Origin of the sequence: Phyllobacterium sp. LjRoot231, from assembly GCF_964253365.1 — a bacterium.
In the GTDB taxonomy this organism is placed as follows: domain Bacteria; phylum Pseudomonadota; class Alphaproteobacteria; order Rhizobiales; family Rhizobiaceae; genus Phyllobacterium.
In genome coordinates this window covers 4,710,831-4,733,930 of the sequence record NZ_CAXUQT020000001.1, presented here as the reverse complement: position 1 = coordinate 4,733,930, position 23,100 = coordinate 4,710,831, and the positions used below count along the sequence as shown (strand labels likewise).

Sequence of the window (23,100 nt, the reverse complement as noted above, 5' to 3'; positions counted from 1 at the left end):
AATGGTCAAATTGGCAGTGATAGGAATAGTTAGAATTTATAATAAATCAGGTCGGTACTTTTTACCCTTTGGAAACATGACTTACAGTTTCATGGAGGTTTACTTTTTCGTAACGGTATTTCTTAAGCCGAATGCAATGAGCAGTATCTAGTTTCCGCGAGTATACACCGACGCCAGAGGCATGAACGAGAGTTCGACATGAGACGACCCGTAAAGATCATCCTCGACGTTTTCGCTGATTTCCTGCGCGATAGCTCGGGCACGACGGCCATCGAATACACGCTGATCGCGTCGATCATCAGTATAGGGATTATGATCGGCGCAGGTATGCTCGGTACGTCGGTGGGGGAATTGTACACGGGTCTCGCTCAAGATTTAGCGGAAGCCTCCAACAAATGACCAGACGGGATTCGACAACTTTTTTGGAACGCAGCTATGATTGAAGCAGCCATTTTGGTCATCTTCCCGTTTGCCATGGTATTCGCAGCTACTTCGGATTTGTTGTCTATGACCATCCAGAACAGAGTTCCACTCATTCTGCTTATATCCTTTACACTCCTTGCGCCTTTGACCGGTATGCCGTGGGAGATCTACGGCATGCACTTTCTTGCTGCCGCGGCGGTGCTCGCCGCCACCTTTGCCTTGTTTGCCGCGGGCACAATGGGCGGCGGGGATGCGAAGCTCATGGCCGCCACAGCGCTTTGGCTGGGCTGGAATTTGGAACTGGTGCAGTATTTGCTGGCGCTGTCGTTGTTCGGCGGAATGCTGACACTGGTAATCTTGCGTTACCGCAGCTCAATGCTCGCTCGGGTCTATACGGAGCGGTTCGATTTCATGCGCCGCCTCGCAAAAAAAGGTGAGGGAGTACCGTACGGAATAGCGCTCGGATTGGCTGGACTACTGACTTTCCCATCGTCACCCCTTGGCTTGTGGGTAATCGATCGTCTCGCTCATAGTTGAACAGCGTTTCGACTTGAGCCAACGCTGTTTTCAAAACGGCCGACGTCAAAGTCCTGCCCAAATAGTAAACGTTAAGCGCCGTTAATCATACTTTTAAGCAATGCGTTAACCTTAATTACACGATTAACAAGGCAATGTGCGACCTTAGTATCTAAGACGTAAGTCTAGTGGGGCACATCAATGCAAAAAGCGCGTCTTGTCATATTGGTCGTAGCGGTCGCTGCTGCAGGCGCGGCTGGCTATATCGCCACACATATGAAGCCCAACGTCACGGTTGTCACAGAAGCCGGTCCGCAGATCAAGTTGCAGGACGTTCTGGTCGCGACTGAAAATCTCGGCGTTGGAGCCGAAGTGCATGGGCAGATGCGTTGGCAGCAATGGCCAGAGGACGCCGTCGCTGACGGATACATCAAGCGTTCCGAACGACCCAACGCAGAAGAAGAACTGAAGGGTTCAACGGTCCGCCTGCAGATATTTCCCGGTGAGCCAATCCGCGAAGCCAAGTTGATCGGCAAGGGTCAGAGCTTCATGTCGGCACAGCTTCCAGCCGGGATGCGCGCTGTTGCGACGCAGATTGCAGCTGAAACGAGCGCCGGTGGGTTCATCCTCCCCGATGATTACGTCGACGTGATCATGATCCGGCAGATGGAGGGGGAGCAAAAGCAATACGCGACCGAGACCATCCTGAGCAACATCCGCGTCCTGGCAATCGACCAGACAATTCAGGAGGACGAGAAGGGCGAAAAGACCAAGGTTGGTTCCACCGCCACGCTCGAACTCACACCGGAGCAAGCCGAAATTCTAACAGTCGCTCAGCAGATGGCTGCTCGCTTGTCGCTGGTTCTGCGCTCCGTTCAGGACGCGCAGGAACCGACCGGACCCGGCGCCGAGTATCTCGTCAACTCACCCGGGCGGGCAGGCAATGTGAAGTTGATCAAGTCCGGCACGGTGACAGAAATCCTGGGGCGGAAATAAAAAAATGGGAAGCGAGACAAAGATCATGTTCAAATTCGGTTTCCGTCCATGCACAGCGATGGCGGCTATCGCCCTTGGGTGCGCTCTCTCTGTTCCTGCAATACAAGGCACGGCGATTGCCGAGACCAATGTCGTAAGGCTCAACCAAGGCCATGGCATGAACAAGCGCATCAATCTCGGCCTGAACAAGTCGCTGGTTGTTGATCTCCCAACCGATGCCTATGACATTCTCGTAGCCAACCCGACCGTCGCCGACGCCGTAACCCGCACGGCACGCCGTATTTATCTCTTCGGCAAGCAAGTCGGACAGACCAATATTTTCGTTTTCGGACCGAATGGCGAGCAGCTGGCCAGCTTCGATCTTGTAATCGAACGTGACGTCGCCGGGCTTGAAGACGCCTTGAAGAAATATATTCCAGATTCGAACATCAAAGTCGAACTGATGAACGATAACGTCATTCTCACGGGTTCGGTCCAGACGCCGCTTGATGCCAAGAGGGCAAGTGATCTTGCCAACCTGCTCGTTTCGGGCGGTGAAGCAACCACAGGCCAATATGCGCTCACGGCATCGGGCCAAGGCGGCAGCAATGGCGGCGGCGGTTCGGATGTAGCGATCAGCAACCCGGACGAGGCGCGACAGACAAGCAAGATCGTTAACCTGATTCAGATCGCCGGTGAAGATCAGGTCACGCTCAAGGTGACCGTCGCCGAAGTCAGCCGGACTGTGATGAAGCAGTTAGGTGTCAATCTGATCGCTTCCAGCGCCGGCAACGGAATAAGCTTTTCCAGCGAAAATCTCACTGGCCTCGGTACACCTATCTCCGGTTCGAGCTTGGGTGCGGTCGGCTCGATCGGAAACACTACCATCGCCGCATATCTGAATGCGATGGAACTGGCTGGTGTCATGAAGACATTGGCCGAGCCCTCTCTGACAGCGATATCAGGCGAGAAGGCTACCTTTCGTGTCGGCGGTGAGTACAATATTTTCACCGGCCAGGAAGTCACACAAGACCAGAACGGCAACACGATCACCACTGACCATAGAACGGTAGAGTACGGCATTGGTCTGGAGTTTGTTCCGGTCGTTCTCTCTCCGGGCCGGATCAGCCTCAAAGTTCGCACATCCGTTTCCGAGCCTACTTTGGAAGGCTCGATCAAAGCTCCGGGCGTCCGAGGCCAGGGAGCTCCAAACATTCTGTCCATACGCAAGCGTCTTGCAGATACCACCGTTGAATTGCCGTCGGGTGGATCGATGATGATCGCCGGCCTGATGCGTGATGATGTGCGCCAGGCGATTTCCGGCTTCCCGGGCCTCTCAAAAATTCCGATCCTAGGCACATTGTTCCGTAGTCGCGACTTCGTCCGGAACGAAAGTGAGCTCGTGGTCATCATCACACCTTACCTCGTCCGTCCGGTCGCACGTACGGCGCTCGCCCGGCCTGACGACAATCTTAATCCTGCCAGTGATGCTGCCGGTATTTTCCTCGGCAAGGTCAACCGTGTCTACGGCACGAAGGAGGCGAGTCTGCCAGCAGGCCGCTATGAAGGCACCGTCGGGTACATCTACAAATGAACGAGGAACGGATCATGTCGAACGCGAACAGAAAACTCCGCATGAAGCCGGTCCTGGCATTGCTGGCAGTAGCCCTGCTTGCAGGCTGCGCCCAGCAACGTGATGTGACGGGGGGCATTCCGGATGATTACCGGACCAATCATCCGATCGTCATTTCCGAAAAAGAGCAGGTGGCCGATATTCCGGTTGGCCACGCCGATACGAAGCTGTCGATCACCCAGCGCAGCATCGTCGAGCACGCTGCGGCCAACTACCGGTCAAACGGATCCGGTGTCATCCACATTCTCATTCCTGCAGGTTCGCCCAATGAACGTGCCGCAGCAAAGTTGCGCGGCGATATTGCCGCAACCCTGCGCAGAAATGGGGTGAAGCCATTCAATATATCCAGCGAACGCTACCAGGCTGGTCCGGAAGAATCCGCCCCCATACGCCTGTCCTATTCGGCGATGACAGCCTCGACCAATACGTGTGGCCAATGGCCCAGGGATTTGCTCGAAACCGCTGAAAACAGGCACTACGCCAATTTTGGCTGCGCCAGTCAGAACAATTTCGCGGCACAGCTCGCCAACCCGGCAGACTTGCTCGGACCACGCGCAACATCTCCGATCGATGCTGAACGGCGAATTGTCGTGATCGAGGACTACAGGAATGCCCCTACGCCCGTGGCACCCACGGCGCAGGAAGTACAGTACTAGGCTTGGTCTTAAGCAACCAACTCTCTTCGAAAAGCGGAATGCTAAAATGAGTCAAGTGGCCTTCGAAACAGAAAACCAGCCTGGAGATGGCGGCGAGCGATCACCGGGTCTGAGCCTGCACGCGCACCGGCCGATACCCCGCATATCGATCCAGGCGTTTTGTGAAAGCGATGGTATTGCAAGGCAGATATCCCGTGCGAGCGAAGACCGGCGCATGGCAAAGACTCATGTGCAGGTGCACATGGGCGGCGTGGATACCGCTGTTGAACTGTTCCAGACAGTGCCGACGCCCAATCTAATTTTGCTTGAGACATCGGCGGCCCCGCGCGACATGCTGCAGAGCTTGGCGGCTTTATCCGAGGTGTGCGACCCTTCAACCAAGGTCGTGATCATCGGACAAGTCAATGATGTCTGGCTCTACCGCGAACTGATCCGCAACGGCATATCCGAATACATGGTTGCCCCGATCGATCTGTCTGAGATTGTCGGAGTCATCGGCGGGCTGTTCGTCGATCCAGAAGCAAAGCCGCTCGGGCATTCGATTGCCTTCATCGGCGCAAAGGGTGGTGTCGGTGCCTCCACCATGGCTCACAATATTGCCTGGGCCATCTCGTCGCTCTTCAAGAATGAAGTTGTTATTGCCGATATGGACTTGCCTTATGGCACGGCGAATATCAACTTCGACCAGGACCCCGCCCAGGGGATTGCCGAAGCTGTCTTTTCGCCAGAACGCATTGATGACGTCTATCTCGACCGTCTACTGGCGCAATGCGCCGAGCATCTTTCGCTGCTTGCTGCACCATCGACGCTTGATCGCGTTTTCGATTTCCGTGACGATTCCTTTGCCCACCTCATTGACGTGGCGCAAAGATCCGTTCCCCACGTCGTTCTGGATGTGCCGCACACATGGAACGGCTGGACACGTACGACGCTCGCCCGAGCCGATGAAGTCGTTATCATTGCGTCGCCGGAACTGGCAAATTTACGCAATACAAAAAACCTGATCGATACGCTGAAGCAGCTTCGCCCCAATGACGCGCCGCCAAGACTGATCCTCAATCAGGTCGGCGTGCCCAAGCGTCCTGAAATAGCACCACTCGATTTCTGCAGCCCACTGGGAATTCTTCCGCTGGCCACGATCCCCTTTGATCCCGCGCTGTTCGGCAGCGCGGCGAACAATGGCCGGATGCTGGCGGAAACGGATGGTGCCAATCCAATCGTTCAGAGCATCAACGAGATCGCCCATATCCTGACAGGCCGCATGACACTGAAGCCCAAGAAGAAGCCCGGATTGTCTTCGGTCCTATCCCGGTTGAAGCGCAAGAAACAGTAAAGAGAAATCATGTTTGGTAAACGCGGCAATGCTCAGTCAAGCGGGGCTGGTGGAAACCAGGCTCAGGAATTTCGGGCGCCAGCTCTGGAAATGGCGCTGCCTCCTCTGGCAGGTGGAGTGATCGCGCCGGCCGGACTGCCGCGGGATATATTGGAGCCCAAGCGTTCACCCATTGAAACGCCAAAACCTGTCGTGCCGCTCCGCGAAAAGAATGAAGCGTACTATGATACGAAGTCGCAGGTTTTTGCCGCGCTGATCGACACCATCGATCTTGCGCAATTGTCGAAACTCGACCCGGAAGTGGCACGCGAAGAAATCCGCGATATCGTCAACGACATCATCGCAATCAAGAATTTCGCCATGTCGATCTCGGAGCAGGAAGAACTGCTCGATGATATCTGTAATGACGTTCTCGGCTATGGCCCGCTGGAGCCGCTGCTGGCGCGCGATGATATCGCCGACATCATGGTCAATGGCGCGCGCAAGACCTACATTGAAGTGCTCGGCAAGGTACAGGAATCCGGCGTTCGCTTCCGCGATAACCAGCAGCTTCTCAACATCTGTCAGCGTATCGTCAGCCAGGTCGGCAGGCGCGTCGATGAGTCCAGTCCCATCTGCGACGCACGTCTGCCCGATGGCTCACGTGTCAACGTTATCGCGCCGCCGCTTGCGATCGACGGACCGGTCCTGACCATTCGTAAATTCAAGAAGGACAAGCTGACACTCGATCAGCTCGTCCGTTTCGGCGCTATTTCTCCTGCCGGTGCCGAACTGCTGCAGATCATCGGCCGCGTCCGTTGCAATATCGTCATCTCCGGCGGTACCGGTTCCGGCAAGACAACGCTTCTGAACTGCCTGACCAATTATATCGACAAGGACGAACGCATCATTACTTGCGAGGACTCGGCGGAATTGCAGCTTCAGCAGCCGCATGTGGTGCGCCTTGAAACAAGGCCGGCGAACCTCGAAGGCGAGGGGGAGATCACCATGCGCGATCTCGTCAAGAACTGCCTGCGTATGCGCCCCGAACGGATCATCGTCGGCGAAGTGCGCGGACCTGAAGTCTTCGATCTGCTTTCTGCGATGAACACCGGTCACGATGGTTCCATGGGTACGATCCACTCGAACAGCCCGAGAGAATGTCTCAGCCGTATGGAATCCATGATCGCCATGGGCGGCTTCGCTCTTCCGCAGAAAACCGTACGTGAAATCATCGTCGGTTCGGTGGATATCATCATCCAGGCAGCGCGCCTTCGCGACGGTTCACGGCGCATCACCCATGTCACCGAGGTGATCGGCATGGAAGGCGAAGTCGTTATCACGCAGGACCTCGTCGTCTATGAAATCACCGGCGAGGACGCTAATGGCCGTCTCATCGGAAAGCACGTCTCCACCGGTATCGCCCGCCCGCACATGTGGGAGCGGGCACGGTACTACAATGAAGACCGGCGGCTCGCCAACGCGCTCGATTCAATGGAAACGGCAAAGCTATGATGGTGGGATCGGAGCACAAGAATGTTCGGGCTTGATATCGCGCAGCTTGGTTTCATCGCCCTGGTTGTTCTCGCAGTCGCCGCCTTAGCCTACGTCTTCTTTTTCGATTCGATTGCATGGCAGAAGAAGGCCGACGAACGCTTGAAGGAGGTCAAGCTCGCCGCAACCGACAGTCTTGGCAAATTCACTGTTCGCGACAAGCAGGCCGAGGCGGTCAAACGCCGTAAGTCCGTTCAGGATACGTTGAAAGACCTTGAGCAGCGCCAGAAGCTGCGTGACAAGAATATCAAGTCGCCGCCGCTGAAAATGCTCATCCAGCAAGCAGGCATGAAAGTGACGATGCCGCGATTCTATCTCTATTCGTTTATAACAGGCGTCTTGGTTACCGTATTGGGCGTGATGTTCGGATCGCCGTTCTATCTCGCGCCGGGTTTGTTTCTTGCGGGGGCTCTGGGTTTGCCGCGCTGGTTCGTCTATTTCCGCCGCAGCCGTCGCATCAAGGCATTCCTCAACGAGTTTCCGAACGCGATTGACGTGATCGTACGCGCGATCCGGTCTGGTCTGCCACTGAACGACGGAATCCGTCTCATCGCGCAGGAGGCTCAAGAGCCAGTACGAGGGGAATTTCGCCGTATCGTCGATACGCAACAAGTCGGGGTAAGCATTCCCGAGGCCGCCATGCGCATGTCCGAGTATATGCCTTGCGCTGAAGCCAGTTTTTTCGGCATCGTCATCCAGATTCAGTCCCAGGCCGGCGGAAATCTTTCCGAAGCTTTGGGTAATCTTTCCCGCGTCTTGCGTGACCGGAAAAAGATGGCGGCCAAAGTTCAGGCGCTCTCGATGGAAGCGAAGGCTTCGGCGTACATCATCGGCGCGCTGCCTTTTATCGTTGCTTTTCTGGTGTACCTGACAAGCCCGAAATACATCATGATTCTTTTCAACACCAGTTCCGGCAATTTCGTACTTGCTTGCGCCGGCATTTGGATGTCGATCGGCATCATGGTGATGAAAAAGATGATTAATTTCAAATTCTAGCGAGAGATGCATGGTAAACGCCTTTGCTAAAGCCATCCACGACCCCGCGTTTCTCTTCGCTATCCTGGTCGGGATATCGATCTTCGCGACGCTTGTCACATTCCTCATGCCAATGTTGTCGGGGGCCGAGCTGAAATCGCGCATGAAATCGGTTGCCCTTGAACGGGATCAGATCCGGTCGCGCGAAAGAGCCCGGCTCGCTTCCGAAAGCGATGGCAAGCGCAAAAACGCCGGCAATTCCTTGCGTAAAACCGAGCGGCAGGGAGTACGGCAATTCGTCGAAAGACTGGATCTGCAACGGGCATTGGCTGACGAAAAGACGCTCGCCGCTTTGCGCATGGCCGGCTTTCGCGGACAGAACGCGCTGAACATATTTCTGGCTGCGCGTTTCGGCCTGCCATTCGTCACGCTCGGCCTGGCTGTCTTCTATATTTTTGTTCTGGGTGGCCTTGCGGATAAATCGACACTTATTCGCTTGGTTGCGTGCTTTGCCGGTGCTTATGTCGGCTTCTACCTGCCAAACCTCTATGTGAGAAATGTCGCCAGCAAGCGCAAACAATCCATCCAGATGGCGTGGCCCGATGCGTTGGATCTGATGCTGATCTGCGTGGAATCGGGTATGTCGATCGAAGCAGCATTCAAAAAGGTGTCAGAAGAGATCGGCGTTCAATCGGGTGATCTGGCAGAAGAACTGGTCCTGACCAACGCCGAACTGTCTTTTTTGCCGGAGAGACGTCAGGCCTACGATAATCTTGCGATCCGGACTGGGCTTGAAACCGTCAAGTCCGTGGTGCAGGCGCTGGTCCAATCTGAGCGCTATGGAACGTCGATCGGCAGCGCCTTGCGCGTTCTGTCCGATGAAAGCCGTGAAATGCGCCTGATGGCGGCCGAGAAGAAGGCCGCGGCACTGCCGCCAAAGCTGACCGTGCCGATGATCCTCTTTCTGCTTCCCGTGTTGTTCTGCGTCATTCTCGGACCTGCTGTCATCCAGATACAGGCGCAGGGCGGAATATTCGGACCTGCAACTCCAAAAAAATGACAACGTTATTCGCTCATGAAAAAGCCGCCTGGAATGGGCGGCTTTTTTTGCTACTTCGGAAGGGGAAATCAGCTCTTCGGCTGCTTCTTGTCTTTCAGCATGTTCCATGAATTCTGCTGCGACAGCATCGACCGCAGATATCGCACATTCGCTTGCGCCTGTTGCGGCGAGAGTTCCTGTTTGGCGATGTTCTCGGCCTCGTCGAAACGGCCCTGCAGCCCAACGACGAGCGCAAGGTTTTGCCGCACGCGGCTGTCCGAACCCTTTCCGCTGACTGCTTGACGCATATACTGTTCGGCAGTGGCCAATTCACCGGAGAGCACGTAGGACATACCCATGTTGGACAGGATCGAGGCTTCGTTGGGATTAATGATCAGCGCCTGCTTGTAGAGATCGCGAGCCTCGCCTGTCTTACCCATTTGATCGAGAATGGCGCCTTCCGCCGAGAGTAGTTTCCAGTCCGGATACTCCGGAGTCTGGGCGCGGCGCAGTGCGTCGAGCGCCGCATCGAATTCGCCGGTGCTGGCAAGTGCTTTGCCATAGGCAGCCAGGACCTGACGATCCTTCGGATAGGCGATCGCAAGACTGCGCATCACGGCAAGCGCTTGATCGCTGCGGCCGGTCATGCGCAATACGGTGGCAAAATTCAATGCCGCAGCCCTGTCTTTGGGGTTGGCTTCGTAGCGTTTGCCGAGGCTGGCTGATGCCTGCATCAGCTGCTCTTGGTTCATCTGATCGAAATTGCCAGCGGGAAGAGTGTCCGTCGTGCCGGTGGCTGGGGCGATCGATCCCGTCGTCGTTTTGTCCGTGGTTGTACAGCCGGACATGCTGGCTGCCAAAGCGACAATTGCGACGGAAAAAATGAAGCGGCGATTACGTTGAATAATGCCTGCGCTTGTCATAGTTTGCCCCATCCGCAGCACAAATCATCTGTGCGTTAACCATTCCCACGGATTAGAAATATTCTGTTAACCCTAACGGACCGTTAATGGCGCAACCGCGGGATGCAGAAGATTGAACGAGAAGAGAGCGTCATGGCAAGCGAAATCAAAGGCAAGAAACCCGCAGACAGCAGGCCGGTCTGGTTCGTGAAAATCGGTGAACTGGAAAGTGCTGGCCTCGACGGTGCCGCGTTTGCCTGGGCGAAGGCCAATGGTTTCGACGGGCAATCAAATCGCGTCCTCGTTATCCCGGGCGGCAATGGCGAAATTTCGGGGGCTCTGTTCGGTATCGGCAAGGACGACATGCGTCTTGCAGCCGGAAAACTCGCGAGCGCACTGCCGAAGGGAGCCTGGCATTTGGCGAGCCCGGTCAGAGAGCCTGATCTCACAGCTTTGGCGTTTCTCCTCGGCGGTTACAAATTCACCCGCTATACGACGAAGGACAACGTTGACGTTACGCTGACGCTACCGGACGGTGCGGACAAGGTTGATGTAAAACGCCTTGCCAAGGCCGTCACCCTTGCACGCGATCTCATCAACACGCCGACCAACGATATGGGTCCTGACGCACTGGAGATAGCCGTGCGCAAGGTCGCCGACGAGCACAAGGCATCTTTGAGCGTGGTCAAGGGCGATGCCCTGTTGAAGAAGAATTTCCCGATGATCCATGCGGTCGGCCGGGCCGGGAGTGAGGAACCGCGGCTGATCGACCTTGAATGGGGCAAGAAGGATGCACCGAAAGTGACGCTGGTTGGCAAGGGTGTCTGCTTCGACACCGGCGGTCTCGACATCAAGCCTTCGAGTAGCATGCTTTTAATGAAGAAGGATATGGGCGGCGCAGCGAACGTGCTGGCACTGGCTGGGCTTATCATGGATGCCAAGCTGCCGGTTCGGTTACGCCTGCTGATCCCGGCGGTCGAGAATTCGATTTCCGCCAATGCATTCCGCCCCGGCGATGTGCTAACCAGTCGCAAAGGGCTGACGGTCGAGATCGGCAATACCGATGCGGAAGGGCGTCTTGTCCTTGCCGATGCACTGGCTTTGGCGGATGACGAGGAGCCGGAAATCCTGATCGACATGGCCACCCTGACCGGCGCTGCACGCGTCGCGCTGGGTCCTGATCTGCCACCGTTCTATTCCAATGACGATGCTTTCGCGTCAGAAGTTGCGGACGCTGCAGAGGCCGTTGCCGATCCGGTCTGGCGCATGCCGCTTTGGCAGCCCTACGATGCCAAACTTTCTTCGCGTGTCGCTGACATGAACAATGTGACGGCCGACGGCTTTGCCGGTTCGATCACGGCGGCGCTGTTCCTGCAACGCTTTGTCAGCAAGGCGAAGGTCTGGGCGCATTTCGATATCTTTGGCTGGAATCCCGTTGAGAAACCGCATGCACCGATTGGAGGCGAGGCGCAGGCGATCCGCGCGCTTTACCATCTTTTGAAGCACCGCTTCCCGAACGAATAAGTGCCTTGTGCGGTTTGAGGCAAGGTCTAGAATGGAACGGAGCCGAAATGATCTCGGATACCGCCGTTCATGAACATAGAGCTAAGGCCGCTGCAGGCGCTGACATTGTGGAAGGAAATCGCGCTGTCGGAAGTGCGCGATGACGCCCATGATCTCACCATGCGCCAGCTGGCTGTACTCCTGACGGTCTATCTGGAGCCGCCGCCCCATACGATACGCGGCATGGCGGCGAAGCTCGGTGTAACAAAACCTGTCATCACCCGCGCTCTCGACACAATGGGTTCCTATGGTCTGGTCGATCGCCACCGCGATGAAAAGGACAAGCGCAACGTTCTCGTCAAGAGAACGGTAAAAGGTGCGCTCTATGTTGAAAGGCTCGGCGATCTGGTCATCGCCAAAGCAAGAGGATTACCGCTTTGAAAGCTGAAACTGTAAATCTGGACAAGCGGCTCAATGCTTTCCGGCCGGACCTTGCGGATGAAAGCTTGCGCGGCTTGGTCGAAGCGGATCGCTTCGTCCCCGGCCAGCCGATGCGCATCGCCGATCCGGTGGTCGATGTGCGCTCTGAACCTCGTGGTGATGCAGGCATCACCACACAGTTCCTTTACGGCGACGATGTTCTCGTCTTTGAAGATGCCAATGGCTGGTACTGGGTCCAGAACGAACGCGACGGTTATGTCGGCTATGTGGTGGATACGACGCTTGACCGCCGCGTGGACGACCCGACACATATCGTTATCGCGCCGAGAACCTTTGTTTACCCGGGCTCCGATCTTAGGTTCCCACGGACCAAGGCCCTGTCGATGGGTTCGCTTGTCAGCGTTACGGGTGGCCAGGAACGGCGCGGTACGCTCTATGCCATGCTACCAAGCGGCGAGGCGATCATCGCCAAGCATCTAGTGCCGATTGACGAGGTGACGGAAGACCACGTTGCCGTTGCGGAAACGCTTATGCATACGCCCTATCTGTGGGGCGGCGTTTCAGGATTTGGCGTTGATTGTTCAGGACTGATCCAGCTTTCACTGCTGATGACCGGCCAGGGTGTCTTACGCGATTCCGATATGCAGGCCGCTTCGATCGGCGAACTGATCGAACCGGACAAGGACTATCACAATCTACAACGCGGCGATTTCCTGTTCTGGACAGGCCACGCGGCGATGATGGCTAGCCATTCCATGCTGCTGCATGCCAGCGGCCATACAATGAGTGTCACCCTCGAACCGCTGCGCGACGCCATCGAACGCATTGCGTATCTTTACGGCAAGCCGACAGCGGTGCGGCGGTTGTAGATATTGCGTTCATTTCTATTCACAATTTTTGAATGTTGTATATTATGGTAATATACCTATATGATAGACTTTGACCGGATAACAGGCTTCAATTGGGACGCGGGCAACAGCCGGAAAAACATCGAAAAGCACGATGTCGGCCAATCTGAATCCGAGCAAATATTTTTTAATGAGCCATTGTTGATGGTTGCAGACCCAAAACACAGTTTATCAGAGCAGAGGTTTCACGGCTTGGGACACACAGATGATATGCGGTTGCTTCATGTAACTTTCACGCTTCGGCAGAATGAAACGCTGATCCGCGTGATTTCAGCCCGGGACATGAACCGCAAGGAACGGACCTATTATGAGCAAAACTCTTAAGTCAGTACCAATCTTTCACACAGAGGCAGAAGAACGTGCCTTTTGGGAGACGCATGATTCGACGGGGTATCTCGACTGGAGCAAGGCGGAAACTGTCAGGCTGCCCAATCTCAAGCCGTCCTCAACCTCCATATCTCTCAGGCTTCCGACCTCGATGCTCGAGCGCATCAAAATTGCGGCCAACAAGCGCGATGTGCCTTACCAATCACTGATCAAGGCATGGCTTTCCGAGAAAATAGATACGCCGCACAAATAGGCAGTTTGGTGTAACCTAATACTGCGCGGCTCGATCCACGATGTTCTTCAACGTCTCGCCGCGCTCATAAGATTCAATCTGCGCGACGATTTCGGGAACCAGGGCCTGGGGGCTGGAGCTTGCCGCTGCATGGGGCGTCACCACAACTTGCGGATGTGTCCACAGGGGACTGCTTTTCGGTAGTGGTTCCGTGTTGAACACGTCGAGTGTTACCGCCGAAAGCATACCGCGATCGAGCGCTGCCAGGATGTCGGGCTCGTTCTGCAAGCCACCACGACCGGCATTGATCAATGTAGGGGCGCCCAATGGGCTGTGCTGCTTCATCTGCGCGAACATGCTCATCGACAGAATGCCTTTGGTCTCCGGCGTCAGCGGCAGCAGGCAGACCACGATATCCACATCCTTGAGGAAATCCTTGAGGCCGTCCTTGCCGTAATGGGTGGTGACGCCTTCGATGGTCTGCAGTCGGCGGCTCCAGCCGCTGACCCGAAAACCGAGGTTCCGCAGTTTCTGCGCGGCATCACGTCCAAGCACGCCAAGGCCAAGAATGCCGACCGTCACCTCATGCGCGGCCGGCTGACGGCGGTCTTCATGCCAGACACGGCTGGCTTGCTGCTGGCGGTAGCGCAGGCCAAGCCTATGATGGTCGAGCACCTGCCACACCACATATTCGCTCATGCGCATCGTAAGATCCGGCGAAACGATGCGCACAATGGGAACATCCGGAACCTGCTGGTCATGGAAAATATGGTCGACGCCGGCGCCGAGCGAGAAGATGACCTCAAGATTAGGCAGCCCCGCAAGCGATCCTGGCCGCTGCTTCCACACGAGAGCATAGCGAATCTTGTCCTTGTCGGTATCGGCATTGAGCACAAGCTTGCGGCCTGGCGCGGCTTTGGCAAATTCGGTTTGCCAGACCTCCGGGTCCCACCCCGTCACCGCCAACAAGATCGTGTCACTAGCATTCCCAGTCATTCGCTAACCGCTCCCTGTTCGGCCGTTTCTATCCTGAAGGCTGCCGCCATCAGGGCTTTTGTATAGTCGCTCTTGGGTCGCGCGAAGATTTCCTCCGAGGGACCATATTCCACTGCTTGGCCATTGCGCATCACCAGCACGTCATTGGCAAGCGCCTTGACCACTTTCAGGTCGTGACTAATGAAAAGATACGCCAGGTTGTGCCTCTGCTGCAACGCGCGCAAGAGGTCGACGACCTGCGCCTGTACACTCATGTCGAGCGCCGATGTCGGTTCGTCCAGCATGACGAAACGCGGATTGAGGACCATGGCGCGGGCAATGGCAATGCGCTGGCGCTGGCCGCCGGAGAACTCATGTGGATAGCGGAAACGGTTTTCCGGATCGAGATTGACCTCTTTCAACGCCGCGACGACACGCGCATCGCGCTCATCCGCCGACAGTTTCGGCTCGTGCACCTGCAGCCCTTCGGCGATGATGTCGGTGATCGACATGCGCGGCGAGAGCGAGCCGTAAGGATCCTGAAACACGATCTGCAACTCGCGGCGAAGCGGGCGCATCTGCTTGAAAGAATATTGGTTGATATCCGTCTTGCCAAAGCGGATCACACCCTCCGACGAAATCATGCGCGACAGCGCGAGGCCGAGCGTCGTCTTGCCCGAACCGGATTCGCCGACGACCCCGAGCGTCTGTCCGGCGCGAATCGTCACGTCGATGCCGTCAACCGCCTTCACATAATCAACGGTTTTGCGCAGAAAACCCTGCTTGATCGGGAACCAGACCTTGACGTTTTCGCCGCGCATCACCGGTTCTGCCGATAGGTCGGCAGACGGCGGATTGCCCTTCGGTTCCGCCGCGAGCAGGTGTTTCGTATATTCGTGCTTGGGATTGTCGAATATCTGCTTCGTTGGACCGGTTTCGACGATCTTGCCGCCGGTCATCACGCAGACCCGATCGGCGATCTTGCGCACGATGCCGAGATCATGGGTGATGAACAGCATCGACATGCCCTGCGCTGCTTTTAATTCCGCAAGCAGTTTGAGGATCTGCGCCTGCACCGTCACGTCGAGTGCGGTGGTCGGCTCATCGGCAATCAGCAGCTTTGGCTTATTGGCGAGCGCCATGGCGATCATTACGCGCTGACGCTGGCCGCCGGAAAGCTGGTGCGGATAAGCGTTCATACGTTTTTCCGGCTCGCGAATGCCAACTTCCTCAAGCAGAGCCAGCGTTCGCTGCCGGGCAGCTTTATCGCCCATTCCCTGATGCAGTTTCAGCACTTCGCTGATCTGCTTTTCAATCGGATGAAGCGGATTGAGCGAGGTCATCGGCTCCTGGAAGATCATGGTGATGTCGTTGCCGCGGACGCGGCGCAGATCGGTCTCGTCCTTGTCCAGCAAGTCCTCGCCATTGAACAGGATTTTGCCCGACGGGTGCGAGGCGGGTGGATAGGGCAGCAGCTTCAGGATCGACAGGGCCGTTACAGATTTGCCGGAACCGGATTCGCCCACAAGTGCGACTGTCTCGCCCTGAGCGATATCGAAAGAGATCCGATCGACCGCGATCGACTCTCGGCCGTTCTGGGTGAAGGCGACTGACAGGTCGCGTACTGAAAGTAGAGCACTCATTTGAAAGCCTTGCGCGGATCGAACGCGTCACGCGTCGCTTCACCGACGAAAATCAGCAGCGACAGCATCAGCGAGATGACGATGAAACCGGTGAGGCCAAGCCACGGCGCTTGAAGGTTGTTCTTGCCTTGCGCCAGCAACTCGCCAAGCGATGGCGATCCGGGCGGCAAGCCAAAGCCGAGAAAATCAAGCGAGGTCAGCGTCGTGATCGATCCATTGAGAATGAAGGGAAGGAAGGTCAGCGTTGTCACCATGGCATTGGGCAGAAGATGCCGGAACATGATCGTGCGGTCACGCACGCCTAGCGCGCGGGCGGCATTCACATATTCGAAATTGCGGGCGCGCAGGAATTCGGCGCGGACGATGCCAACGAAGCTGACCCACGAGAACAAAAGCATGATGGATAACAAGATCCAGAAGCCCGGCGGCAGGATCGAAGCCATGATCAGCAGCAGATAGAGGGTCGGAACGGAAGACCATATCTCGATGAAACGCTGCGCGATGAGATCGAGCCAGCCGCCGAAATAGCCCTGCAAGGCGCCAGCGGTGACGCCAATCACGGCGGAGGCGGCAGTCAGGATAAGGCCGAACAGCACCGAGATGCGAAAGCCATAAAGAGCGCGGGCAAGGACATCGCGCGCCTGATCGTCTGTGCCAAGAATGTTCATGTTGCCGAAGGTGCAATTCGGATCGTTGACGCCTTGCGGATAGCGGGCGCAGCGCTCTTCCGGCGTATAGAGCCAATAGGGTTTTGAGGGCGCCGTATCGGGCAACTCATTATTGACTGTGCGGTAGGAATAACGGACCGGCGGCCAGATCGCCCAGCCATTCGCGTTTATCTCATCCTGAATCACCGGGTCGCGATAGTCGGTCACCGCATAGAAGCCGCCGAACTTCTCCTCCGGATAATCGACCAGAACGGGAAAGAGAATCTCGCTTTTGTAGGAAACGAGAATTGGCCTGTCGTTGGCGATGAATTCGGCGAACAACGAGGCAACGAACAGGAAAAGAAACAGCCACAGCGCCCACCAGCCGCGGCGGTTCGCCTTGAAGTTCTGCCAGCGCCGCGCGTTGAGCGGCGACAGCCGCGGGCGGCGAACGGGAAGAGCGGATGTGCGCACAACATCGCTCATCAGACGTCCCTCCGCTCGAAATCGATACGCGGATCGATCCACGTATAGAGAAGATCGGAGAGCAGACTGACGACGACGCCGACCAGCGCAAAGATATAGACCGTGGCGATAACCACCGGATAATCGCGGTTGATGATCGATTCATAGCCGAGCAGCCCTAGCCCATCGAGCGAGAAGATCGCCTCGATCAAGAGCTGGCCGGTAAAGAAGATCGAAATGAAGGCGCTTGGAAAGCCAGAAATGACGATGAGCATCGCGTTGCGGAAGACGTGGCCGTAGAGAATCTTTCGCTCGTTGAGGCCCTTGGCACGCGCCGTCGTCACATATTGCTTGCGGATTTCATCCAGGAACGAATTCTTGGTGAGCAGTGTCGTCGTGGCGAAAGCGGAGAGGAGCATGGCGGTCAGCGGCAAAGCGAGATGCCAGGCGTAATCGATGATCTTGCCAAAGATTGAGAGTTGCAAAAAATTGTTCGAGGTCAGACCGCGCAACGGGAACCAGTCGAAGAACGAGCCGCCGGCGAAAAAGACAATCAGCATGATACCGAACAGAAAGCCCGGGATCGCATAGCCGACGATGATGACACCGCTAGTCCAGATGTCGAAGGTTGATCCGTCTTTAATTGCTTTGCGTATGCCAAGCGGTATCGAGATCATGTACGAAAGCAGCGTCATCCACAGGCCGAGCGATATGGAGACCGGGAGCTTTTCCTTGATCAGGTCGATCACGCTGATATCGCGGAAATAGCTCTTGCCAAAATCGAAGCGCAGATAGTTCCAGACCAGCAGACCGAAGCGCTGCAGCGGCGGCTTGTCGAGGCCGAACTGCTTTTCAAGGCTGGCGATAAACGCTGGATCGAGCCCCTGTGCGCCGCGATATTTGGAGTTGCCCTCACCAAGGCCAAGCTGGTCCTGGCTCTGACCGAAATCCGCACCGCCCCCGCCAATGCGATCCATGGCATTGCCGCCTTGGCCGGTGAGTTGGCCGATAATGCGTTGCACCGGACCGCCGGGAACGAATTGCACGATGACGAAGCAGACAAGCAAAACCCCGAAAAGGGTCGGGACCATCAACGCGAGGCGGCGGAGAATATAGGCTCCCATTAGAAAGAAACCCCTCCCTGCTGCTGCGCAGCCTCCCTCCCCACAAGGGGGAGGGTAAAGAAGGAGCGTTTCATCGAGGTTGTCGGCAACTGGAATGGCGCCGACGTTGCCGCCCTTGCCCTCCCCCTTGTGGGGAGGGACGGCGCGAAGCGACGGGGAGGGGTCTTTTTGATCATATCGCCCCTTACATTCCTAAACCTTGCCAATTGCCTTTGCCTTTGCTTCATCGAACCACCACAACGTCTCAACTGGAAAACCATAATCGGGCTTGGGCTCCTTGAAGCCGAACATATCCCAATAGGCGACCAGATGATTCGCTGAGTACCAATTTGGAATCCAGTCGCGTCTTATACGCAAGAGTCGATCAAGAACACGCAAGATCGAAACCAATTCGGTGCGAGAATGCGCCTCGCTGACTTTCGCGATGAGAGCATCGACGACCGGATCGGATATGCCAGGAAAATTTGTTGAGCCGGGTACTGTCGCGGCTCTGGAGCCAAACATCGTTTCCAGCGATTCCCTCGTTGGCGTAGGGATGAGAGAATACGCAACGCCGATGATGTCGAAATCGAAATCCTGCAATCGGACCTGGTATTGTGCCGGATCAACGAGGCGCAGCGAGGCATTGATGCCGATCGCCTGGAGATTGTTGATGAAGGGCGAATAGACCCGGCTGAAAACTTCCGCCTGGGTCAGCATTTCGAGGTCGAGTGGCTTGCCGGCGCTATCCACGAAGCGGTTGCCGTCGCGTTTGAAGCCCGCCTCGATCACGAGTTCGACAGCGCGTCGCAGATTCTTGCGATCCCGACCAGATCCATCGGAGGGCGTCTGGATCACCGCTTCTCCGAAAATGCCCTCAGGTAGCCGGTCGCGAAACGGCTCCATAAGCGCCAGTTCTTCCGGCGGCGGTTTGCCGTTGGCGCGGAAATCCGACTGTTCGAATAGCGATTGCGACCGCTCATACATGCCGTAGAACAGGTTCTTCTGCGTCCATTCGAAATCGAAGCAAAGTGCGATGGCTTCGCGGATACGTGGATCGCGAAAATGCTCGCGGCGCTGATTTACCGCCCATGCCTGCATTTGCGGGCGCTTTTCGCCGGAAAATTCACGCTTCACGACACGTTTCTGCTGGATTGCCGGAAAATTATATTCGGTGACCCAGGTCTTCGCCGTGGCCTCCTTGCGCCAGAAAATATCGCCCTTTTTAAATGCCTCGAACTCCGGCTGCCGATCGCGGTAGAAATCAATGTTAATCTTGTCGAAATGGTTGAAGCCGCGCTGCACCGGCAAGTCCTTGGCCCAGTAGTCATCAACCCGCTCATATTCGATATTTTGGCCGACTGCGACGCTACCGACACGGTAAGCGCCCGACCCAAGCGGCGCCTCCAGCGTGGACGCCTCGAAATCGCGTGTCGCATACCAGGCCTTCGACAGGATGGGCATGGTGCCGGCGATATCGAGGATTGCCCGATCGGAATGCTTGCCGGTGAAGGCGAGGCGGACAATATGATCATCCTCGGCGACAATCTCCTTCATTTCCGTCAGGAGTAGCAAAAGCTCGGGATGACCCTGCTTTTGCATCGTCTGGTAGCTGAAGACGATATCCTGGGCGGTTAGGGGCGACCCATCGTGGAAACGTGCTTCTGGTCGCAGTTTGAACGTGAAAGTATTTCGGTCGGTGGACACTGTCACAGTCTCTGCCACTAACCCGTAGATGGAATCGGGCTCATCAAGTGCCGATGCCATGAGCGAATCAAAGCACAGTTCCATGCGTGGCGGTGCGTCGCCCTTGGGCGAGAAGGTGTTGAGCGTGTTGAAGGTCTGCGGCGACTGGTTGAACAGCCATGTCGGCGGCGAAAAGGCGAAAGTGCCGCCCTTTGGTGCATCGGGGCTGGCATAGTCGAAATTCGTGAAATCCTTGGGATATTTCAATTCGCCGAATGCCGAAAGCCCATGCAATGGCACGCCTGTCATTACCTCCGCCAGTGCGAGGCGCGGCGCCATTGTCGTCAGGATCGTCGCGCTTGAAATTTTGAGAAGATCGCGGCGGGTAAGACGCGTCATTCGGCACGCGCCTTCAGGGCCTGTTCCTTGGCGGTATCGATCCACCACGAGAATGGGTCGATACCGGTATATTCGGGTTGCTTCTCTGGCATGCCGAATTTGTTCCAGTAGGCGATTTTTATCCGGTCGTCATACCACTGCGGAACCACGTAATAATTCCACAACAGCACCCGGTCGAGGGCGTGTGTCGCAGCCACAAGCTCATCACGATCCTTGGCAAAGATGACCCGGTCGACCAGCTTGTCGACAGCTGGGTTCTTGATGCCCATGTAGTTACGGCTTCCCGGAGTCTCCGCCGCGGCGGAACTCCAGAAGTCGCGCTGCTCGTTGCCGGGCGAGAGACTTTGGGACATGACGACGTTTGGTGTTGTGATATCAAAATCGAAATCGCTGAGCCGGGACGTGTATTGTGCGCTATCCACGACGCGAATTTGCGCGTCGATACCAAGCTTGCGCAAATTGGCCATGAACGGCCCGATAAAGCGTTCGGCCGAGGGATCATCCGCCAGAAACTCGATCGTCAGCGGCTGTCCGGTCTGCGTGTTGACGAGCTTGCCATTCTTCTGGTCGTAACCGGCGGCACGGAGCAGTTGGACGGCATGACGTAGATTATCCCGCTGCGATTGTGGGGTGTCGTAGACCGGGAGATTGAATTCCTTGGTAAAGACTTCTTCAGGCACTTCGCCTTTTACAGTCTCCAGGATTTCCAGCTCTTTTCCACCCGGTAGGCCGCTTGAAGCCAGTTCCGAACCGGCGAAATAGCTGTTTATGCGTTTGTATTGACCGAAGAACAAGTTCTTGCTCATGCTTTCAAAATCATAGGCCCAGTTTAAAGCCTCGCGTACTTTTGGATCCTTGAACTTGTCGCGTCGTGTGTTGATAAGAAAGCCCTGCATGCGTCCCGATGAGCGGAGCGGAAACATCGCCTTGATAACATCACCACGCCCGACAGCGGGAAAGTCATAGCCGCGCATCCAGCGGCCAATGCTCGCTTCGCCACGATAGTCTTCGAAGCCGCCTTTCTTGAATGCCTCCCAGGAGGCATTCTGGTCGCGAAAATACTCATAGCGGATATGGTCGAAATTATTGCGGCCGATGTTGACCGGAAGGTCCTTGCCCCAATAGTTTTCGACACGGCCCCAGACAATCGTTTTACCCGGAGCGACGCTCTCGATCTTGTAGGCCGACGATCCAAGCGGGATTTCCATTGTCGGCTTGGTGATATCGCGCTTCTTGCCGGAGGCGTCTGTCCCTTCCCACCAATGTTTGGGGAGGACGACAAGATCGCCCATGATATTCGGCAACTCTCTATTGCCGCCGCTGGTAAAAGTGAAGGTTACCTCGCCGTCGCCGGTTTTTTCAGCCTTTTCAACGTCATGATAATATTTGTTGTAAAGCGGGCTTTGCGCCTTCAAGATATTGAAGGACCAGATCACGTCATCGACCGTGATAGGCTGGCCGTCATGCCATTTCGCGGCAGGATTAAGCTTGAACTTGACCCAGGAAAAGTCGTCGGGATAGGCGAGGGATTGAGCAATCAGTGGATAGTTTGTTCCAGCCTGATCGAGAGCCTGGCTCATCAATGTATCGTAGAGCAGGCCACCTCCCAACACACCCAATCCCGAAGCGGGAGTGCCCTGTACGACGTAGGGATTGAGGCTATCGAAACTTCCCTCGCTGGTCTGGTTTAGCGTTCCGCCTTTGGGTGCATCCGGATTGACATAATCATAGTGCTTGAAGTCGTCACCGTATTTTGGTTCGCCGAGGAGGCTTGTCCCTGCCCGCCATTCCGGTTCTGCCGCCTGAGCGATCTGGAAGGTGCCAACGCCGACGACGGCAAGGAAGGCGAGGCTGGCAACAAAGGGGCGAAATCGCAAATCAAGTCTCCACAGGTTCTCTTTGATGGCAGTCTAAGAGAAAATGCGGCAGAGAACAGGCCTTCACCAAAAAAACGCACGTTCTAGATGCAAAAAAGCCGGGCGCTGGGCCCGGCTTTTTGAAATAGTTATTAAACTCAGTTGGCGGGAGCTGGCTGAGCCGGAGCCGCTGGCGCTGCGCCTGCGGCTGGCTTTTCGCCGGCAGGTGCAGCAGGAGCCGCGCCCTCGGCAGGCTTGGCTGCATCGCCTGCTGGCGCAGCAGCTGCATCGGCAGCGGGCAGTGGCTTGGGGCTGTCGGACAGCGTGCGCAGATAAGCGATCAGATCGGCGCGCTCATTGTCCTTCTTGTCGCCGGCAAAGCCCATGGCCGTGCCCTTGATGTAGCCCTTCGGCGAAGTCAGGAAGTGGTTGAGGTGATCATACGTCCACTTTTCCTGGCCACCCTTGGAGAAATCCTTGATGGCACCGGAATAGCTGAAGCCCGGATGGGTAGCGATAGGGCGCTCAACGATATCCCAGAGATTGGGGCCGACCTTGTTCGGTCCGTCCTTTTCACCGGTGTGGCAGGCCTGGCAGCGCTTGAACACTGCCTCGCCGCGTGTTGCGTCAGCAGAAGCCAGAAGCGTTGCAATCGGTACAGCCGCTGCCGGGGCAGCTTCGCCGCCTGCGCCACCCGCTTCAGGCTCTGCGGCTTGAATGATGTAACCGGGTTTTTCAGGAGCATGCGAATCGAAAAGGGCATCGGACAGGATGCCTGCCGACATGACAACGAAAACGGTTGCCAGAAACGCCATGGCATATTTGTTGAATGCGGTCGATTCCATCGTCGATCATTGCTCCATTGTGTCCTGTCCAAGTACACTGGATACAAAGTTCATGACGGCATTTGCCTGCGCAATACCGGAGCTT

At 56.2% G+C, this 23,100-nt stretch carries 22 protein-coding genes; 14 read left to right on the top strand and 8 right to left on the bottom strand.

The features are described from left to right. The first annotated feature begins 198 nt into the window (after nucleotides 1–198). The 9 genes from ACSQ3H_RS23580 to ACSQ3H_RS23540 all read left to right on the top strand — a co-directional run bounded on the left by ACSQ3H_RS23580 (nucleotide 199) and on the right by ACSQ3H_RS23540 (nucleotide 9,104). The gene (locus ACSQ3H_RS23580) at nucleotides 199–399 is read left to right on the top strand and encodes a Flp family type IVb pilin (RefSeq protein WP_436119284.1); all 201 of its coding nucleotides are present in this window, start codon (nucleotides 199–201) and stop codon (nucleotides 397–399) included. 36 nt (nucleotides 400–435) lie between these two features. Beyond that, nucleotides 436–960: an A24 family peptidase gene (locus ACSQ3H_RS23575; RefSeq protein ID WP_436119283.1), complete on the top strand. Its 525-nt coding sequence runs from the start codon at nucleotides 436–438 to the stop codon at nucleotides 958–960. A gap of 180 nt (nucleotides 961–1,140) precedes the next feature. Then, nucleotides 1,141–1,935 carry a Flp pilus assembly protein CpaB gene (cpaB, locus tag ACSQ3H_RS23570; protein WP_436119282.1) on the top strand — a complete coding sequence of 265 codons (795 nt, stop codon included), beginning with the start codon at nucleotides 1,141–1,143 and terminating at the stop codon, nucleotides 1,933–1,935. Nucleotides 1,936–1,939: 4 nt separating this feature from the next. Further along, on the top strand, nucleotides 1,940–3,508 hold the full coding sequence (locus ACSQ3H_RS23565) for a type II and III secretion system protein family protein (RefSeq protein ID WP_436119281.1): 1,569 nt from the start codon (nucleotides 1,940–1,942) through the stop codon (nucleotides 3,506–3,508). 14 nt (nucleotides 3,509–3,522) lie between these two features. Continuing rightward, complete coding sequence (locus tag ACSQ3H_RS23560) at nucleotides 3,523–4,203, top strand: CpaD family pilus assembly protein (protein ID WP_436119280.1); 681 nt, start codon at nucleotides 3,523–3,525, stop codon at nucleotides 4,201–4,203. 46 nt (nucleotides 4,204–4,249) lie between these two features. After that, nucleotides 4,250–5,536, top strand: a complete 1,287-nt coding sequence (locus tag ACSQ3H_RS23555; RefSeq protein ID WP_436119279.1) for an AAA family ATPase — start codon at nucleotides 4,250–4,252, stop codon at nucleotides 5,534–5,536. Between the two features lie 9 nt (nucleotides 5,537–5,545). Then, entirely contained in the window at nucleotides 5,546–7,030 is a 1,485-nt protein-coding gene (locus ACSQ3H_RS23550; protein WP_436119278.1) for a CpaF family protein, read from the top strand. A 21-nt stretch (nucleotides 7,031–7,051) separates the two neighbouring features. Then, nucleotides 7,052–8,065 carry a type II secretion system F family protein gene (locus tag ACSQ3H_RS23545; RefSeq protein WP_436119277.1) on the top strand — a complete coding sequence of 338 codons (1,014 nt, stop codon included), beginning with the start codon at nucleotides 7,052–7,054 and terminating at the stop codon, nucleotides 8,063–8,065. A gap of 10 nt (nucleotides 8,066–8,075) precedes the next feature. Then, nucleotides 8,076–9,104 (top strand): type II secretion system F family protein, encoded by a 1,029-nt coding sequence (locus tag ACSQ3H_RS23540; RefSeq protein ID WP_436119276.1) that lies wholly within the window; start codon nucleotides 8,076–8,078, stop codon nucleotides 9,102–9,104. 68 nt (nucleotides 9,105–9,172) lie between these two features. Here ACSQ3H_RS23540 and ACSQ3H_RS23535 read toward each other — a convergent pair whose 3' ends face one another. Continuing rightward, nucleotides 9,173–10,006, bottom strand: coding sequence for a tetratricopeptide repeat protein (locus ACSQ3H_RS23535; RefSeq protein WP_436119275.1), 834 nt, complete (start codon nucleotides 10,004–10,006; stop codon nucleotides 9,173–9,175). A gap of 132 nt (nucleotides 10,007–10,138) precedes the next feature. Here ACSQ3H_RS23535 and ACSQ3H_RS23530 point away from each other — a divergent pair, with 132 nt between their 5' ends. The 5 genes from ACSQ3H_RS23530 to ACSQ3H_RS23510 all read left to right on the top strand — a co-directional run bounded on the left by ACSQ3H_RS23530 (nucleotide 10,139) and on the right by ACSQ3H_RS23510 (nucleotide 13,417). Beyond that, on the top strand, nucleotides 10,139–11,509 hold the full coding sequence (locus ACSQ3H_RS23530; RefSeq protein ID WP_436119274.1) for a leucyl aminopeptidase family protein: 1,371 nt from the start codon (nucleotides 10,139–10,141) through the stop codon (nucleotides 11,507–11,509). Nucleotides 11,510–11,578: 69 nt separating this feature from the next. After that, nucleotides 11,579–11,929: a MarR family transcriptional regulator gene (locus ACSQ3H_RS23525; RefSeq protein WP_262294287.1), complete on the top strand. Its 351-nt coding sequence runs from the start codon at nucleotides 11,579–11,581 to the stop codon at nucleotides 11,927–11,929. Continuing rightward, on the top strand, nucleotides 11,926–12,798 hold the full coding sequence (locus tag ACSQ3H_RS23520) for an NlpC/P60 family protein (protein ID WP_436119273.1): 873 nt from the start codon (nucleotides 11,926–11,928) through the stop codon (nucleotides 12,796–12,798). Before ACSQ3H_RS23525 ends, ACSQ3H_RS23520 begins: the two co-directional genes overlap by 4 nt. 60 nt (nucleotides 12,799–12,858) lie before the next feature. Next, a complete protein-coding gene (locus tag ACSQ3H_RS23515; RefSeq protein WP_436119272.1) occupies nucleotides 12,859–13,161 on the top strand; it encodes a BrnT family toxin in 303 nt (100 codons plus the stop codon). Further along, nucleotides 13,145–13,417, top strand: a complete 273-nt coding sequence (locus ACSQ3H_RS23510; protein WP_436119271.1) for a BrnA antitoxin family protein — start codon at nucleotides 13,145–13,147, stop codon at nucleotides 13,415–13,417. Before ACSQ3H_RS23515 ends, ACSQ3H_RS23510 begins: the two co-directional genes overlap by 17 nt. Before the next feature lie 15 nt (nucleotides 13,418–13,432). Here ACSQ3H_RS23510 and ACSQ3H_RS23505 read toward each other — a convergent pair whose 3' ends face one another. From ACSQ3H_RS23505 to ACSQ3H_RS23475, 7 genes are all read right to left on the bottom strand, one after another. Continuing rightward, nucleotides 13,433–14,392: a 2-hydroxyacid dehydrogenase gene (locus tag ACSQ3H_RS23505; RefSeq protein WP_436119270.1), complete on the bottom strand. Its 960-nt coding sequence runs from the start codon at nucleotides 14,390–14,392 to the stop codon at nucleotides 13,433–13,435. Continuing rightward, nucleotides 14,389–16,014: an ABC transporter ATP-binding protein gene (locus ACSQ3H_RS23500; RefSeq protein ID WP_436119269.1), complete on the bottom strand. Its 1,626-nt coding sequence runs from the start codon at nucleotides 16,012–16,014 to the stop codon at nucleotides 14,389–14,391. The genes ACSQ3H_RS23505 and ACSQ3H_RS23500 overlap by 4 nt, the downstream gene beginning before the upstream one ends. Further along, on the bottom strand, nucleotides 16,011–17,147 hold the full coding sequence (locus ACSQ3H_RS23495) for an ABC transporter permease (protein ID WP_436119268.1): 1,137 nt from the start codon (nucleotides 17,145–17,147) through the stop codon (nucleotides 16,011–16,013). Before ACSQ3H_RS23495 ends, ACSQ3H_RS23500 begins: the two co-directional genes overlap by 4 nt. Further along, nucleotides 17,147–18,250 carry a microcin C ABC transporter permease YejB gene (locus tag ACSQ3H_RS23490; protein ID WP_436119267.1) on the bottom strand — a complete coding sequence of 368 codons (1,104 nt, stop codon included), beginning with the start codon at nucleotides 18,248–18,250 and terminating at the stop codon, nucleotides 17,147–17,149. The genes ACSQ3H_RS23495 and ACSQ3H_RS23490 overlap by 1 nt, the downstream gene beginning before the upstream one ends. 192 nt (nucleotides 18,251–18,442) lie before the next feature. Continuing rightward, on the bottom strand, nucleotides 18,443–20,314 hold the full coding sequence (locus tag ACSQ3H_RS23485; RefSeq protein WP_436119266.1) for an extracellular solute-binding protein: 1,872 nt from the start codon (nucleotides 20,312–20,314) through the stop codon (nucleotides 18,443–18,445). Beyond that, nucleotides 20,311–22,191, bottom strand: coding sequence for an extracellular solute-binding protein (locus ACSQ3H_RS23480; RefSeq protein ID WP_436119265.1), 1,881 nt, complete (start codon nucleotides 22,189–22,191; stop codon nucleotides 20,311–20,313). Before ACSQ3H_RS23480 ends, ACSQ3H_RS23485 begins: the two co-directional genes overlap by 4 nt. 137 nt (nucleotides 22,192–22,328) lie before the next feature. Beyond that, nucleotides 22,329–23,015, bottom strand: coding sequence for a c-type cytochrome (locus ACSQ3H_RS23475; protein ID WP_436119264.1), 687 nt, complete (start codon nucleotides 23,013–23,015; stop codon nucleotides 22,329–22,331). Between the last annotated feature and the right edge of the window lie 85 nt (nucleotides 23,016–23,100).